The 15,839-nt window shown below is 59.9% G+C and carries 13 protein-coding genes and 1 pseudogene; 10 read left to right on the top strand and 4 right to left on the bottom strand.

Features of this window, described 5'->3' with window-relative positions; all coding sequences use genetic code 11:
- Positions 1–9 precede the first annotated feature (9 nt).
- From WNY37_RS15200 to WNY37_RS15185, 4 genes and pseudogenes are all read right to left on the bottom strand, one after another.
- Complete coding sequence (locus WNY37_RS15200) at positions 10–1,008, bottom strand: phosphoglycerate dehydrogenase (RefSeq protein WP_342974244.1); 999 nt, start codon at positions 1,006–1,008, stop codon at positions 10–12.
- Between the two features lie 22 nt (positions 1,009–1,030).
- Positions 1,031–1,636 (bottom strand): 3-isopropylmalate dehydratase small subunit, encoded by a 606-nt coding sequence (leuD, locus tag WNY37_RS15195; RefSeq protein WP_342974243.1) that lies wholly within the window; start codon positions 1,634–1,636, stop codon positions 1,031–1,033.
- Positions 1,626–3,056: a 3-isopropylmalate dehydratase large subunit gene (leuC, locus tag WNY37_RS15190; protein ID WP_342974242.1), complete on the bottom strand. Its 1,431-nt coding sequence runs from the start codon at positions 3,054–3,056 to the stop codon at positions 1,626–1,628. Before leuC ends, leuD begins: the two co-directional genes overlap by 11 nt.
- 265 nt (positions 3,057–3,321) lie before the next feature.
- Positions 3,322–3,492: pseudogene (locus WNY37_RS15185) on the bottom strand (DDE-type integrase/transposase/recombinase); the annotation flags it as partial.
- 257 nt (positions 3,493–3,749) lie between these two features.
- On the opposite strand from WNY37_RS15185, the gene WNY37_RS15180 reads away from it, so the two are divergent.
- The 10 genes from WNY37_RS15180 (at position 3,750) to WNY37_RS15135 (ending at position 15,836) form a co-directional block, all read left to right on the top strand.
- Positions 3,750–4,532: a GntR family transcriptional regulator gene (locus tag WNY37_RS15180; RefSeq protein WP_342974241.1), complete on the top strand. Its 783-nt coding sequence runs from the start codon at positions 3,750–3,752 to the stop codon at positions 4,530–4,532.
- A gap of 172 nt (positions 4,533–4,704) precedes the next feature.
- Positions 4,705–5,718, top strand: a complete 1,014-nt coding sequence (locus WNY37_RS15175) for an NAD(P)-dependent alcohol dehydrogenase (protein WP_342974240.1) — start codon at positions 4,705–4,707, stop codon at positions 5,716–5,718.
- Complete coding sequence (locus WNY37_RS15170; protein ID WP_342974908.1) at positions 5,718–7,082, top strand: MmgE/PrpD family protein; 1,365 nt, start codon at positions 5,718–5,720, stop codon at positions 7,080–7,082. The genes WNY37_RS15175 and WNY37_RS15170 overlap by 1 nt, the downstream gene beginning before the upstream one ends.
- Before the next feature lie 24 nt (positions 7,083–7,106).
- On the top strand, positions 7,107–7,802 hold the full coding sequence (locus WNY37_RS15165) for an aspartate/glutamate racemase family protein (RefSeq protein WP_342974239.1): 696 nt from the start codon (positions 7,107–7,109) through the stop codon (positions 7,800–7,802).
- Between the two features lie 225 nt (positions 7,803–8,027).
- The gene (locus WNY37_RS15160) at positions 8,028–9,245 is read left to right on the top strand and encodes a class I SAM-dependent methyltransferase (protein ID WP_342974238.1); all 1,218 of its coding nucleotides are present in this window, start codon (positions 8,028–8,030) and stop codon (positions 9,243–9,245) included.
- Positions 9,245–9,598 (top strand): hypothetical protein, encoded by a 354-nt coding sequence (locus WNY37_RS15155; RefSeq protein WP_342974237.1) that lies wholly within the window; start codon positions 9,245–9,247, stop codon positions 9,596–9,598. Before WNY37_RS15160 ends, WNY37_RS15155 begins: the two co-directional genes overlap by 1 nt.
- Positions 9,599–9,600: 2 nt before the next feature.
- A complete protein-coding gene (locus WNY37_RS15150; RefSeq protein ID WP_342974236.1) occupies positions 9,601–10,986 on the top strand; it encodes an FAD-dependent oxidoreductase in 1,386 nt (461 codons plus the stop codon).
- Positions 10,987–11,086: 100 nt separating this feature from the next.
- Positions 11,087–12,709, top strand: a complete 1,623-nt coding sequence (locus tag WNY37_RS15145; protein ID WP_342974235.1) for an FAD-binding oxidoreductase — start codon at positions 11,087–11,089, stop codon at positions 12,707–12,709.
- A complete protein-coding gene (locus WNY37_RS15140; RefSeq protein ID WP_342974234.1) occupies positions 12,706–13,713 on the top strand; it encodes a zinc-binding dehydrogenase in 1,008 nt (335 codons plus the stop codon). The genes WNY37_RS15145 and WNY37_RS15140 overlap by 4 nt, the downstream gene beginning before the upstream one ends.
- Before the next feature lie 71 nt (positions 13,714–13,784).
- Complete coding sequence (locus tag WNY37_RS15135) at positions 13,785–15,836, top strand: hydantoinase/oxoprolinase family protein (RefSeq protein WP_342974233.1); 2,052 nt, start codon at positions 13,785–13,787, stop codon at positions 15,834–15,836.
- The last annotated feature ends 3 nt before the right edge of the window (positions 15,837–15,839 follow it).

Raw genomic sequence — 15,839 nt, 5'->3', positions numbered from 1 at the left:
CGCGCCCTGTCAGCGCCCGTCGACGATCACGCATTGGCGGGGCGGGTCGCGGCCGTCGATCACATCGGCCGCGCAGACGGCGGCAATCATGTTCGTACGCGCTAGCGCTTCGTGCGTTGATGCCCCTGCATGCGGGGCTGCGATGACGTCATGGCGCGCGATCAACGCGTCAGTGACAGGCTTCAGGGAGGGATTGCTCTCGCTCTCGTAGACATCGAGACCAGCACCAAGGATGCGCCCGGTCTCAAGTGCCTGTAGCAGGGCGGTATCGTCTACCAGGCCGCCGCGCGCTGTATTTATCAGCACTGCCGTCGGCTTCATCACGTTGAAGGCGTCAGCATCGAACATGTGCCGGGTGTCAGGCGTGAGAGGGGCGTGAATGGATATGTAGTCGGACTCTTTCAAAAGGGTCTGAAAGTCGACGGGTTTCAGTCCATAGGTCTCGATATCGGCCGGATCGAGGCGCGGCGAACAGACCAGGATATCGGCATCGAAACCCTGCAGCCGTTTTGCAAGACTGCGCCCGATCCGGCCGAAGCCGACGATGCCCACTGTCTTCTGATAGAGTTCCGTCCCCACAAGGATGCTCCATTTCCCGTCCGTCATCGCCCGGTGGGCCTCCTCGAACCGTCGGCCGAGTGAGATCATCATGCCGATAACCTGATCGGCCACTGAGGCGTCATTGCCGCCAGCCGCAATCGCGACGAGCTTGCCCATCTCTTTCGCCGCTTCAGTATCGACCTTTTCATAGCCGACGCCTCGCCGGGAAATCACGGCAAGATCAGGCAGGGCAGCGAGCACATCACGGGTGATGCGCGCATGGCCAACGATCCAGCCGCCAGCGCCAGCCAGCAGTTTCTCGATATCGCCGACATCAAGATCAGCTTCGGACTTGCCGTCCGGCAGTGTTGCAATCTCCACCTCAATATTCCGATCCCTGAGAAAGTTGATGGCTTCCTCGTCAAAGAATTTCTGGGTGACGACCACTTTGCGGAGCGGGGTGTTCATGTATTGGATTCCTCAGTTTCGATCAGGCAAGCCATGGCCGGTCAGCAAGATACTGGTCCTGGAACGCTTCGATATCCTTGCGCCGTTGCAGAGTCATGCCGACCGCATCAAGGCCTTGAAGAAGCATCGTCTTGCGCTGTTCGCTAATGTCGAAAGTCAGCGTCCGGTCCTGCGTCTCGATCTCCTGGCCGGGCAGGTTGATGGTGACTGTTTGCGCCTCCTGGGCGCAGCCGGTCAGATGGCCGACATCTGTTTCGGCAGCTTCGATGGCGAGCAGCCCGTTTCGGGCGCAATTGTCGAAGAAGATGCCCGCAAAGGACGGTGCGATGATCGCCCTGATGCCAAATTGTAGAAGGCCCCAGACGGCATGTTCCCGGCTCGATCCACAGCCGAAATTCCCGCCCGTCACCAGAAATCGGGCATTCCGCCACGGCGGCTGGTTGAGGACGAAGTCCGGGCGCGGCTCACCACGGTCATCAAATCGCAAATCATGAAACACGCCGCGCTCCAGCCCGCTCCGGTCGATGCCCTTCAGAAACGTTTTCGGCATGATGACATCGGTGTCGATATTCGCGGCGGGAAGGGCCGCGATCGTGCCGGAGACCTGGTCGAACGGCTCAGGACGCATGGGAAACCTCGAAGTCACGGACGTCGCAGAGATGGCCGGCCACTGCTGCGGCAGCAACCATGGCAGGGCTCATAAGATGCGTCCGCGCGCCGGCACCCTGACGGCCTTCAAAATTGCGGTTGGTACTTGAGGCACAGCGCCCGCCGGCCGGGATCACATCATCATTCATTGCCAGGCACATCGAACAGCCAGACTGGCGCCATTCGAAGCCCGCCGAGAGAAAAACCTGGTCGAGACCTTCAGCCTCGGCCTCGCGTTTTACATCGCGAGAGCCCGGAACGATGATCGCCTTGACACCAGCCGCCACCTTGCGCCCGTCGAGAATGGCAGCTGCGGCGCGCAAATCCTCGATGCGGGCATTTGTACAGGAGCCGATAAAGGCGTGGTCGATCGCAATGTCAGTCATTCTCGAGCCGGGCGTGAGCCCCATATATTCGAGTGCTCTTTCAGCATCGCGGCGTCGAGACGGCGTCGGCTCAAGCGCCGGGTCGGGTATCGTGCCATCTATTGGAAGCGCCTGATCTGGGCTCGTGCCCCAGGAGACCATGGGCTGTATCTTCGGCGCGTTGAGTTCAATGCGCTTGTCAAACCTCGCATCAGGGGCGGACTTCAGCGTCTTCCAATAAGTGTGCGCCAACGCAAGATCATCATTCTTCGGCGCCCTGGGCCGTCCGGCGAGATAGTCGAAGACTTTCTGGTCGGGCGCGACCAGAGCACCTCGCGCCCCGCATTCCACAGCCATATTGCAGATCGTCATCCGCCCTTCGATGGACAAGGTTTCGATCGCAGACCCTGTGAACTCGACCGCATGACCCTGCGCCCCATCAGCGCCGATCTCGTGGATGACCGCCATCACGATATCTTTCGCCGTCACTCCGATAGGAAGCGTCCCGCTAATTGCGACTTCCATCGTCTTGAGGCGGCGATAGAGCAGAGTCTGTGTGGCGAGGAAATGTTCGATATCGGACGTTCCGATGCCGAAGCCGAGCGCTCCAAAGGCCCCATAAGTCGTGGTGTGACTGTCGCCGGCTGCGATAACCAGTCCCGGCAGCACAAGGCCCAGCTCCGGCATCACGACATGCTCGATGCCTTGCCGGGTGTGGAACAGATCGAAGAGTTCAATGCCAAAATCACGGCAGTTGCGCACGAAGTAAGACATCTGAATGTCGGCAGACTGGGCCTCAGGTGAGGTCTTGTCAGGCGGCTGTGTCGAGTTCACATGGTCGATGACGCCGAGGGCGGAGCCGGGCCGAAACACCTGCCGATCCGCCTCCCGCAGAGCAGTGAAGGCCTGCGGGCTCGTATACTCGTTGAGTACCGTGCGATCGACGTAAAGTAGGACCTCGCCGCTCGCCGCATCGATCGTACGGACCGTATGGCTGTCGACCAGCTTGTCATAGAGAGTTCTTGGCGCTGTCATGCGGCTCCAGAGTCACTTTTGCCCAAAACAGACTAGCAGCCGGCAGCGCTCATTTGTGGTGCAAATAACGCATCAATTCATTCACATCTTGCGCCCTTAAAAGTCGTTACGAATGTCCCGGGAGGAAGCTGTCAGTCTAACCCGAGCCTGTCTCCAGCAATGGCAGGCGCGCCCTGACCTATTCAGCAAGAAACTTTCGCCATTCAATGAAAGCGGTGTCGCGTTTTGATTTGAAGACCTGGTGGCGGTCGATATTCCCGATATCTTTCATCGCTTTCTTCAGGAACAGAAGAGCCGCTGATTTATCTCGTGTTTTCGAGACGTAGCTCTCAAGGATTTCGGCCTCGTGATCGACAGCCCGCCACAGATAATGGGCCTCCCCATTGACCTCCACGGAGACCTCATCCAGATGCCACCGCCATTGCGTAACGGATTTTGGAACATTGGCCGGGGCGGCTTACCGGCTTAATCGACCGGTTCTGCTGACAATCCCTACGTGATCGCTCTGGTGCTAATCGTAAGGCCGACGGCCGTGTCGGTAGATTCTTTATGTATTCATGATATGTGTATTACTATCACCTGTTCTGAGTGGCGGGGCGAGGCTTCGCGGGTGATAAAAGCTATAATTTTAAGCTATTTGTGGTTAGGCCGCATTAAGTATAGCTTTGAAGTGACGGGGGAGGAAAAGAGCACTTGTTAGACGACAGCATAGACGAAACCACGGAAGGGAAGACAGCTCTGGATCGCGACGCGCCTATCCCTCTCTATCACCAGATTTATCTCCAGATCCGAGATGAGATTCTGAGTGGTCAGCGACCGTATGGAACGATCCTGGCGACTGAGCAGGAGATGACAGAGCTTTTCGGCGTATCTCGAATTACGGCGCGCCGCGTTCTGAACGAACTTGCACAGAACAATTTTGTCGAACGACGCCGGCGGCTCGGGACGCGGGTGATCTTCAAGTCTCCGGCCAAGCCGATCGAAGGTGATATCCATCAGGCGCTCGATTCTCTCATGGCGCTTGGCGACGGCACCACGGTAAACGTGATGGAAATTGCGAAAGAGGCGCCGACGCCAGGGATCGCAAGTGCCTTGAAGATTCCGAAGGGCGAGTCCGTTATCCGGGCGATCCGCGTGCGCTGTCTTGACGGTATGCCGCTCGGCCACGTGGTGAGTTACGTGCCCGCTGAACTGTCTGAACAGGTGACCTCCATCGCCCTGGCGAAGATGCCGATTCTCCGCCTGCTTGAAAATTCGGGCTATAAGGCAGAGCGCGCTGAGCAGACGATCGGGGCGACGCTGGCCGATACCCGTCTTGCCGAAGCGCTCGATCTGGAACCGCGCGCTGCACTTCTGCGGATCGGCCGTACTGTCTATGACAAGAAGGACCGTCCGTTCCTTGTCACCATTGCGAATTACCGCGCGGACAAATTCAATATCCGAATCGACCTTCACGGGTCTGCTCTCGATGTCTGATAGCTGAGCTTTCAGGAGCCCGGATTCTGTTCTTTGCGACGTTGAGCCACAAAATTTGCTGTGGCCGTCGTGACATCCTCGTTTTATTGTTATAGTCGTAATACAAATGGAGCCGCTGGCGGCATGATGTCTGGCGGCTCCTTCGATTATTGGCAATGAAACGGGGAATTCAGTGAAAGCATATCAGATCGGATCGCAAACGGGCCTTTCATCCCTGAAAGCCGTGGAAGTGCCAGATCCCGAAGCGGGGCCGGGCACGGTTATCGTTAAAGTGAAGCTCGTCTGCCTGAACCATCGCGACGTACGCATCGTCTGCGGTGAATATGGTCCGAAGCGTGACGAATCCTGCATCCCCACCTCGGAAGGGATCGGCGAAGTCGTCACTTGCGGCGAAGGTGTGAGCGGTTTTGCCGAAGGCGACCGCGTGATCGCGCCGCACTTTGTGTCCTGGACCCGTGGTCCCTTCTTTCCAGGCGTCTTTGCCCGTGACCTTGGTGTGACCCAAAATGGCTGGCTTGCCGAATACGTTTCGGTGCCGGCCGAGGCGCTGGTAAAGGTGCCCGATACGCTGGATGACAAGCAAGCGGCGACGCTGCCGGCGGCTGCTCTGACGGCCTGGAACGCGCTCGTCGAAATCGGCAAGATAAAGGCTGGTGATCGCGTCCTCACGCTCGGTACTGGCGGCGTTTCAATCGCGGCCCTGCAGATTGCGAAGATGAATGGTGCGCGTGTCTGTGTGACCTCGTCCAGTGACGAAAAACTGGATGCCGTGCGTAAGCTTGGTGCCGATGCGACGGTCAATTATCGCAAGACCCCGGAATGGGGTCCCGCAGCCTTCGACGCGCTTGGCGGCGGTGCGGACATCGTGATCGATACGGCCGGTCAGGCAACGCTGACGGAATCGATCAAGGCGGCCGCGCCGTTGGGGCGTATCGTGATTATCGGCGCCCTTGCCGGGGCAGCGACCGAAGGCCTTCCGAATTTCGGAACGATCATCGGCAAAAATCTCGGACTTCACGGCATTGCGGCTGGCAGCCGGGACATGCTGTGCGATCTCGTCCAGGCTGTCGCGGACAACCAGATCCAACCGCTGGTCGACCGGGTCTTCAGCTTTGATGAGGCGCCAGAGGCTTATGCCTATCTCGACAAGGCAAGCCATATGGGCAAGGTGCTCGTCCAGCTGTGATGAATGCCGCCGACCGCCTGGTGGCGCACGCGCTTTCGATTGCGTGGGCGGACCTGCCGGCCGAGAGCTGTGCAGCGGCCAAGACGTTTTTGCACGATACGCTGGCTGTGGGTGCAGCGGGGCGTAATGAGCCGCTGGCAGATACGGTCTTCACGGTTGCACAAGGCTGGTCCGGGGAAGGGGGCACCAGTCTTGTCCTCGGACGTCCAGGCGTGCGCTTGCCGGCGCCGTCTGCGGCTTTCGTCAATGCCTATCAGGTGCATAGTCAGGAATATGACTGCGTCCATGAGCCGGCCGTCGCCCACCCTATGGCGACGGTTGGGGCAGCGTTGCTGGCGGAAGCCGGCCGAAGCGCACCCGTCAGCGGAGAACGGTTTCTCGAAGCTGTGGTCGCCGGGGTCGAAATCGTTGCCTCGCTCGGCGTTGCCGTCAAAGGCAGTTTGAAATTCTTCCGGCCGGCCACCGCCGGTATTTTCGGTTCGGTGGCGGCGCTTGCCCGCATGCGAGAGCTTTCGCCGGATGTCGCCCGGACAGCGTTCGGCCACGCGCTCGCTTTTGCCAGTGGCACGATGCAGGCGCACGTGGAAGGAAAGCCAACACTGGCGATCCAGGTCGCGGGAGCTGCGCGTTCGGCAATTATCGCGATTGATCTTGCCGCTGCTGGATTCCCAGCCCCTGAGGGCTCTATCGACGGACCATATGGATATTTTGCCCTGTTCGAGGACAATGTTGAGCTGGAGCCCGTTCTGGACGGGCTTGGCGATCGCCAGCGGATACAGGAGCTCAGCTGGAAGCCGTTTCCGACGGGGCGGGCCGCCCATGGCGCCATTGTCGCCATGCAGACCCTGATGACCGAGGAAGGCATTTCCGAGCACAATCTGAAGCGGTTCGTCTATCGGGCGCCTCCGCTTATCGAGAGACTGGTGGGGCGTCGTCCGGTGCCGGACATGAGCATAAACTATGCGCGCCTGTGTTTTGCCTGGCTTGGGGCGAACGTCCTGCGAAGCGGAACGGTGTCCCTTGCCGATTTCACAACCGAAAATCTGTCCGACCCGGGCTTGATGGCGCTGGCGGAAAAAATCTCGGTCGAGTGCGATGGCACCGATGACTGGTCGGCTTTCGCGCCGGCGACAGGGCGGGCCGAACTCAATGATGGCCGGATCGTCGAGACAGAAGTGATGCGGCAGTTCGGGGCGCCGGAATGGCCGCTTACGGAGCAACAGCATCTGCAGAAGGCACAGGCGTGCATGACATTTGGCGGCTGCGGCGCTGAAGCAGATTCGCTCGCCGCCCTCATGACGATCTTCGAAGGCCTGGATGACGTTCATCAAAGCCTGGCGCAGATTTTCGACGCAGGCTGCTGAACGGCCAATTTCGGAGAAACAGCCATGACCTATCGAATTGCAATCCTCGGAACGGGCGACGGCAATACAGACCAGGCTGACGTCCCTGACCCGATCCGTGAAGTTGCGGGCGCAGGGTTTGAGCCGGTCCTTATCCAGGTGCCGAACTCGACTTTTCCCGGCACGCCCGAGGCGCGCCTTCAGGTTGTCGATGCCTATACGGCAGCCGGTATCGCCGCCGAGAAGGACGGCTTCGATGCGGTCTTCATCAATACGATGGGAGATTATGGCCTCGCGGAACTGCGCAATGCTGTCTCGATCCCGGTCACCGGGGCCGGGGAGGTGTCGGTTCGCCTGGCGATGCAGCTCGGCCGCGGGTTTTCCATCGTCTCGCTGTGGCCGCCGCGGTTGCGTTTCCTGCTGGAGCATGTGCTTCAGGCGACCGGGACCGCAGATGACTGCCACGGCCTGCATTTCATGTCTCAGGACCAGGACCTCGAAACCATGGGCGAAGAGGGTAATGCGATCAGCCAGATGCAGGCGTGCCAATACGTGCCGATGCAGCAGGTCATCGCGAAGTGCCGGGATGTCCTGTCTCATGAGGATACTGACGTGCTGGTTCTCGGCTGCACCTGCATGGCCGGTATGGGGCCAATCCTGAAGGCCGAGGGGCTTTCCGTGATCGAACCCATGCGGGCCGGCTATCTGGCGACAGAGCTTCTGCTACGCGTCAGCGCCTGAGCGGCAATTTAACGCAAGCCGCCGCGGCGCGTCTGCATCGTCTATTCAGCGCGCAAATAGGCCCAATAGTGCCGTAGATATTGTTATTTCAGATTGGTTTGGGCTGTGCCAGCTTCGGTTCTGCCAGCATGGCCCTACGTAATCATCCCTATCTGCAACCCCCTTGCCAGAGGACGGCGAGCCTGACAATATGGCATACTCATATACCAAAAAGGGAAACTAGCCGTGAAACAGACGTCTGAAACTTCCGCTCCCCAGTATGAAGGCCCACCTGACTATCGCGTCATTGGTCGTCATGCGGTCTTCCCGAAAACCACCCATGACGAGATCGAGCGCTTCAACTTTCTCGCGCAGATGAACCGGCACCTGTCGGCCAGGCTCGTCCCGCACGTGAAGACGGCTTATGAAAACAGCGTCGAGCCAGAATTCGAGAAGAAGAATGGACGGCCGATCGCAAACCGCCAGGAAGCCCGCAAGGCCCTTCTCGACAATTTCGCTTTCCGCTTCTGGTCGGCGGCCCGGCGCGCCACGATGGAGCAGCGCCAGCAGGCCGGTCGTTGGACGGCGATCCGTCAGCGTGAAGATCTGGCCCGGATTGCTGCTGAACTGACAGATGGCGACGATCGTCTCGAGCTTGACCCGACCCTCCCGATCCCGCGCTATGTTTCCGGCGTCGATCACCACTGCATGCCGGGCAGCTATCACACCGAATATTTCCCCGGCGACGTGACCAATGGCGCCAATTACGACCACGGCAACTTCGTCACCTCGGCCGGTCTGCTCGGCAAATTTACCGATGGTGGCGGCAGGGCTGTCGTCAACTGGATGAAGAATAACCTGCCGGACTTCAAGCCGAAGGACATTCTGGATATTGGCGGCACGGTCGGACATAGCAGCCTGCCAATCGCCGAGGCCTATCCCGATGCTCAGGTGACGGTCGTCGATCTGGGTGCACCGATGCTGCGCTATGGACTGGCCCGCGCCAAATCACTGGGCGTGGACAATATCCGTTTCGTCCAGGCAAGCGGTGAGGATCTTTCGCGCTATCCGGACGCAAGCTTTGACTGGATCCAGACCACGATGTTCCTGCATGAGCTGTCCTCATCGTCCATGCGCAATATCCTGAAGGAAACGCGCCGGCTCCTGCGGCCAGGCGGCGTGGTGCTGCACGTGGAGCAGCCTCAGTACTCTGAGGACATGCCGATCTTCGAGCAGACCCTTCGGGACTGGGATGCCTTCTACAACAATGAGCCATTCTGGAGCCGCATGCACGAGCTTGATCTCGATGAGGCAATGGCCGAGGCCGGTTTTGACCGGAAGGACATCATCCATGGCGCTGTTACGGCGGTGGTCGACAAGGAGCTGTTCCCCGACGCTGCCGACGATGAGACCGAGGATTTTGGCCGCAAGGCGGCATGGCACGTAATCGGCGGGAGAGGCTGATGAGTATTGAAGCAGCAATTCGAGAATCCGGTGCCAAGGCGGCAGGTAAGCGGCCCTGGTTTCTGGATGAAGACGTCGAAACCGTTCTGGCCATCACGCTGTCAGTTTCGCAGGAACTGGCGGTCTCGCGCCAACGCGTCGATACGCTGGAGCGGTTGCTGGAAGAAAAAGGCGTGCTCACCCGCGAGGAAATCGATTCCTATACGCCGGACAGGAAAGCCGCTGAAGAGCGCGGTCTCTGGTCCCAGGAGTATATCGCCCGCGTGCTGCGTATCCTGCAGCAGCGTGGCGAAGCCGAACAGGCGCCAAGTGAAGTGGCTTCCGAAGACCTCGTCGAAGAACTCGCTCGCTAGGCATGGAGCAGGCAGAGTATTCAGTCCCTGTCCTGATCGCGGGGGGCGGGGCCTGCGGTGCTGTGGCCGCGCTGGCGGCGCACGATGCCGGGCTAGAGCCTCTGCTTATCGAGCGGGACCCGCATCCGACCGGATCAACGGCAATGTCTCAGGGCCTGCTTTGTGCCGCCGGGACGCGCTTCCAGGCCGCTGAAGGCATTGAGGATTCGCCGGACGTCTTCTTTGAGGACATCATGAAAAAGTCGCGTGGCATGGCCAACCCGGTCATTGCGCGTCTTCTTGCCGACCAGTCAGCGCCAGTGCTGGAGTGGCTTCACGATGCACATGATTTTCCCTGGACAATCGATACCCGGTTCAAGCCATCCTATGGCAATTCCCGCGCGCGCATCCATGGGTGGCATGACCATTCGGGGTCGGACATGGTGCAGTGGCTGCATCGCCGGCTGAGTGATCTCGGTATCGATGTGCTGTTCGACACGCGCCTCGTCGATCTGATTGAGAATAGTGACGGCCGGGTCAACGCTGCGCGGATCCAGGGCGGCGACGGGGCCCTGATGACGATCGGTTGCGACGCGGTCGTGCTGGCTTGCGGTGGGTATGGCGCGAACCGCGAGATGACCGGAAAATACATGCCGGAGACCGCCGCCTTCCGCTATTACGGACATGAGAGCAGCGAGGGAGATGCCATCATCCTTGGCGAAAAACTCGGCGCGGCTGTTGGCGATATGGGCAGCTATCAGGGATACGCCATGCTGGCCGAACCCGGTGGCATGACTGTTCCGCCCAATACGTTGATTGAGGGCGGCGTGATCCTCAATACGAAGGGTGAGCGGTTTACCGATGAGTCTGAGGATATTGCCGGTATGGTGCTGCCCCTTTCCGAACAGCCTGACGGGGTCGGCTTTCTCATTTTCGACCAGTCCATCTACCGCCAATGTGAACACATTCCCGAGGTGCGCGCGCTGAAGCAGGCGGGACTGGCACGCCAGGCGCCCAATATGACCCGCCTGGCAGAGATGACGGGCTTGCCTGCATCAGCGCTGCAGGCTTCGCTCCGCGAAATCAGGCAAGCGGCCAGACGAGGCGAAGAAGACCGGCTTGGCCGCTCATGGCAAGGCAGTCACGCGCCTCGTGGTGGATATTACTTCATTCGGGTAACGGGCGCCCTTTACCATACCCAAGGGGGGCTGGAGATTGATGATCAGGCGCGTGTCCTGCGCAGTGACGGTCGTCCATTTACCAATCTTTTTGCCGGTGGCGGCTCGGCGCGGTCGGTTTCAGGGCCCTCCTCATGGGGATATTTGCCAGCCATGGGGCTGACAACGGCGGTGACGCTTGGATCGATTGCCGGGCAGGGCGCTGCCAGAATTGCACAACAAGCAGGCTGAAGCGATTTCTTCCAGACGGTGGACTTGCGTCTCCGGAAACATATGTCATACATATAATACAAATAAGGCGTCTTCGCCGCCTGAGCAGACGGGAGTCAACATGGCTGACAGCGCAACACCTGATACGGGCCTCATTCAAGAGGCGCTTGTCAAAAGGCTTACATCCATAGTCGGTGCGTCGAATGTCAGGCGCGACGACGCGACGCGCAAGCTGTTCAGCCAAGACATATGGCTGCCGGCAGGTGAACTTGTCGATCTGGTAGTTTCGCCGAGCTCGCTTGAAGAGTTGCAGTCGGTGATGGCGGTTGCGCACAAGGCCGGTGCGAAAGTGGCGCCGCGCGGAGCGGGTATGAGCTACACCGGCGGCTATGTTCCTTCAGATGCCGGAACGATCTCGCTCGATATGGCGCGGATGAACCGCATTCTCTCGGTCAGCCGCGAGGACATGACGGTCACTGTCGAAGCCGGGGTAACCTGGAAGGCGCTTAATGATGCGCTTGCGCCGCTCGGTTTGCGTACACCCTTCTGGGGGCCGATGTCCGGACTTAAGTCCACGATTGGCGGCGGGGTCTCTCAGCTCAATGCGATGTTCGGTGCAGCCCATCATGGCACATCAAGCGAGAGCGTGATCGCCATGACGATTGTCGGTGCCACCGGAAAAACGATCAGGACGGGCGCCCGCGGTGTCGGGGGTGAAGAGCCGTTCTACCGCCATTTCGGCCCCGACATCACCGGCTTGTTCTGCGGCGACTGTGGCGTGCTCGGTGTGAAGGCGGAGATCACGCTGCGCCTGATGACGGCGCCGGATGTCGAGGCGCAGGCCTCGTTTTCCTTCCCTTCCGGCCCGGAGCTGCTCAAGGCCATGGCGGAACTGACGCGGGCTGGCGTGGCGTGCGAGATTTGCGCCTTTGATCCAGGCCTGACCAAAATCCGTCTGAAGCGCGCCAGCCTTTCAGCCGATGTGAAGACACTGGGCTCTGTCGTGAGCAAGGAGAAGTCGCTCATCAAGGGACTGATGTCGGCTTCCAAGATTGCCATGAGTGGCAGGAATTTCGTGGAGCCGGACGACTATCCGTTACACGTGATCTGCGAGGGGCGCTCCGAGGCGGCGGTCGATGCCGACATGAAAGAAGCGCGCCGGATTGTGTCGTCATTCGGCGGCAAGGAGATCGAGAATTCGATCGCGAAAATCCTCCGCTCCATGCCGTTTCCAGCCCTCAACAGCATGGTCGGCCCGACGGGCGAAGCCTGGGTGCCGATCCATGGGGTGTGCTCCCTCAAGAACGCTCCGGAAATCTTCAAGGAAATTCAGTCGGTCTATGCGGCGCATGCCGATGAGATGAGCGCGCAGGATGTCCATCCGGGCTTCCTGTTCACCTCGATGTCGACCAATGCGTTGATCATCGAGCCGGTCTTCTTCTGGCCGCAGGGCTGGCGTGAAATTCATGAAGAAGGAATGGAAGCATCGCATACGGCACGGCTGACCCAGCGGCCTGAAAATCCTGAAGCAACAGCTCTGGTCAAGACGCTGCGCGCTGCGCTGCTCGGCATTTTCCAAAAATATGGCTGTGGCCATTTCCAGATCGGGCGGACCTATCCTTATATCGAGAGCCGCGATGATGCGTCTGTCGAGCTGCTCGAAGCGGTCAAGGCTGTCATGGATCCGGAAGGCGCGCTGAACCCTGGCGTGCTGGGTCTGCCGGTCAAAGGCGGCCAGGCATGAGTGGTACGTACCAAGCCATCCAGCTGCAACGGATCGCCGGAAGCTTTCGTGCCGGTAGCGAGATCATATCGCTTGATCTCAAGGAACCGGGCCCCGGAGAGGTGAAGGTTCGCAACCTTTATTGCGGCATCAACGGGATCTTCGATACGCAGATCGCTCGAAACGCTGTCGATTATGTGACCCTTGCCTTGCCAACGCTGACCGGCGTCGAGGCGCTGGGCGTCGTAGAGGCTTGCGGTGAGGGCGTGGATCATCTGTCGGTGGGCGACCCGGTGGTAACCACCCGGTTTCCATCAGGCTATCGGCAGTGGAATACCGCGCCGGCCTCCCAATTCGTGAAAGTGCCCGATGAGCGGCCTGAGTGGCTGGTCCTGGCCTCTACTGGCGTGTCGGCCTATGTGGCGATGACCCATATCGGGGCGCTCAAAGCGGGTGAAACCGTGGCTGTGTCAGCTGCGGCTGGCGGTCTGGGCCACCTCCTCATTCAAGTGGCCAAGCTGCATGATTGCCATGTCGTGGCCGTTTGCGGTGGCGAGAAAAAAGGTGATTTCGTCCGCGGCCTCGGTGCCGATCGTGTCATCGATTATCGCAGCCAGTCGGTGAGCGACGTGCTCGCGGCCGACTACAAGGACAAGCTGGATGTCGCCGTGGATACGGTCAGTGGCGAGATCTTCGACGCTTTCCTGGCGAACATGGCGGTGCACGGACGGTTGGTCGTCGGCGGCGCGGCTCAGGATCTTGAAGGGCAACCCGAAATCGTCACGGGCCCCCGTATCGCCAACAGCATCTATTACAAAGGGGTCTCAGTGCGCGGGTTCATGAATGGTCTGCTCACGGATTATTGGGACGATGCCCGCACATGGATGTTCGACCGCTTTGCGGCAGGCGATCTGAAAGTGGAATTTGATGAGCCCCGCTTTCGGGGGCTCGAAGGCGTCTATGACGCCGTGGAGCGGCTGCTATCCGGCCAGTCCATGGGCAAGGTCGTGGTGGATTTGAGTTAAGGGCCGGCACAGCGTTTCGGGGGCTGCGCCAAGGCCGCATTCCCGGACGCCAGCAGGCAGAAGGAGATTGCATGGCATATCGATTAGGCGTGGATGTTGGTGGCACGTTCACCGACCTTCTTCTCTTCAGCGAGGCAGACGGACGGTTCTGGCGGCACAAGACCCCGTCCACGCCCGAAGACAGCTCTCTGGGAATTCTCACGGGCGTCGAGGCGATCTGCAAGGATGCCGACGTCGACCCTTCAGAGGTCGATGTCCTCTTGCACGGCACCACGGTTGCCACCAATGCTGTCCTGGAAGGCAAGGGCGCGCGGGTCGGTCTGATCGTCACCGAAGGCTACCGCCAGATGATGCAGATTGCGCGCAGCTTCGTGCCTGGCGGCCTCGCTGGCTGGATTGTGTGGCCGAAACCCGAACCGATGACGGCGCTTGAGGATACGTTCGAGATCAAGGGACGCATGAATGCGACCGGCGATGAAATCCGTCCGATCGACGAGGACGACATTCGCGCCCAGCTCGAAAAGCTGAAGGCGCGCAAGGTGGAGGCCATCACGGTCTCGCTGATGAACGCTTACCTGAATGGCGATCATGAAGCCCGCGTTGGCGAGCTGATCGAGGAAGTCCTGCGGGACGTTCCCTATTCGCTGAGCCACCAGGTTCTGCCAGAGATGCAGGAGTATGAGCGGACGCTGACCACGGTTGCGAATGCGACGGTGCGTCCGGTCGTTGGACGTTATGTCCGCAATCTGCGCGAAAGCCTGATCAAGTCCGGCATGAATGCCCGGCTCTCGCTGTTGCGGTCCGATGGCGGGCTGATGTCTTCCCAGAAGGCAGAAGAGCATCCGGTCAATCTGCTGATGTCCGGGCCAGCGGGCGGTGTCACCGGTGCGATCTGGGTCGGCAAGAATGCCGGCATCCGCAACATTCTCACGCTCGATGTGGGCGGGACGTCCACCGACGTGGCGCTGATCGAGAACCTTGAGGCACGCCGTGTGCGTACGACCGAGGTCGGCCACCTGTCGGTGCGCGCCTCGGCGCTTGATGTGAAAACGGTCGGGGCCGGTGGCGGATCTATCGCCTATGTTCCGGAGCTTACCGGCGCCCTGCGGGTCGGACCGGAATCGGCCGGCGCGGTACCCGGTCCGGTCGCTTACGGAAAGGGTGGTACCCAACCGACAGTGACGGATGCCAATGTCGTGCTGGGCTATCTGCCCGAAGCGCTTCTTGGCGGCGCGTTCAACCTTGACCGCGAAGGCGCTAAAAAGGCGGTCCAGACGGTCGCTGACGCCTTGAAAGTCGACCTGTTCGAAGCAGCCCGCGGCATCATCGATATCGTCAACGAAAACATGTTCGGCGCCCTGCGTATGATCTCTGTGCAGCAAGGCTACGACCCGCGCGACTTTGCCGTGATGGGGTTTGGCGGAGCAGGCCCGCTGCACGTTAATGCGGTCGCGAAGCTGATGGGCAGCTGGCCGGCCATATCGCCGGTCTCGCCCGGCGTGTTGTGCGCCCTCGGTGATGCGACGACACGCATGCGGACTGAAGCAGCGCGGTCTTTCTCACAGCTGGCATCAACGACGTCGCAGGACGAAATCGACCGGATACTCCAGGAGATGGCAGCGTCCACTCGAAGCGAACTCATGGAAGAGGGCGTGGAAGAAGACGACATCACGGTCAGCTTCGAGATCGATGTGCGCTACTCAGGTCAGGCTTTCGAAGTGCCGATTGAGGTTTCGCTGGAAGACTTGCGGGCCAAAGGGATTGGCTGGCTCACCGGTCGCTTTGATGAGGAACATCGGCGACTCTTCACGTTCAACATGGACAGCGAACATGAGATCGTGAACCTTCGCGCCGTTGCTCTCGGCCCGGTTCCTGATCTTGCCGCCGCAAAACTTCCGGAAGGCAATGGCGATCCCTCAGACGCCAAGATCCGTGATCATGAACTCTGGATGTCTGGCAAGATGGTACCTGCTGTCATCTATGACCGTTCACGGCTTCGCGCCGGAGACAAGATCCCGGGACCTGCAATCATTATCGAAATGGATTCGACCACCCTTGTCGAAGCCGATTGCAAGGCCCTGGTCGACCCGGTTGGCAATATTCTCATCACCCTGAAGGACTAAGCG

The organism is Henriciella sp. AS95 (genome assembly GCF_038900055.1).
Classification (GTDB): domain Bacteria; phylum Pseudomonadota; class Alphaproteobacteria; order Caulobacterales; family Hyphomonadaceae; genus Henriciella.
The sequence above is the reverse complement of the archived record's forward strand: the minus strand, read 5'-3'. Positions and strand labels throughout refer to the sequence as shown.

Excerpts from the sequence above, each read along its gene's own strand:
- WNY37_RS15165 (WP_342974239.1), top strand. The coding sequence starts at position 7,107 with ATGACCTATCGAATTGCAATCCTCGGAACGGGCGACGGCAATACAGAC.
- WNY37_RS15150 (WP_342974236.1), top strand. The coding sequence starts at position 9,601 with ATGGAGCAGGCAGAGTATTCAGTCCCTGTCCTGATCGCGGGGGGCGGG.
- WNY37_RS15135 (WP_342974233.1), top strand. The coding sequence starts at position 13,785 with ATGGCATATCGATTAGGCGTGGATGTTGGTGGCACGTTCACCGACCTT.
- leuC (WP_342974242.1), bottom strand. The coding sequence starts at position 3,056 with ATGACAGCGCCAAGAACTCTCTATGACAAGCTGGTCGACAGCCATACG.
- WNY37_RS15200 (WP_342974244.1), bottom strand. The coding sequence starts at position 1,008 with ATGAACACCCCGCTCCGCAAAGTGGTCGTCACCCAGAAATTCTTTGAC.
- WNY37_RS15155 (WP_342974237.1), top strand. The coding sequence starts at position 9,245 with ATGAGTATTGAAGCAGCAATTCGAGAATCCGGTGCCAAGGCGGCAGGT.
- WNY37_RS15145 (WP_342974235.1), top strand. The coding sequence starts at position 11,087 with ATGGCTGACAGCGCAACACCTGATACGGGCCTCATTCAAGAGGCGCTT.
- WNY37_RS15140 (WP_342974234.1), top strand. The coding sequence starts at position 12,706 with ATGAGTGGTACGTACCAAGCCATCCAGCTGCAACGGATCGCCGGAAGC.
- leuD (WP_342974243.1), bottom strand. The coding sequence starts at position 1,636 with ATGCGTCCTGAGCCGTTCGACCAGGTCTCCGGCACGATCGCGGCCCTT.
- WNY37_RS15170 (WP_342974908.1), top strand. The coding sequence starts at position 5,718 with ATGAATGCCGCCGACCGCCTGGTGGCGCACGCGCTTTCGATTGCGTGG.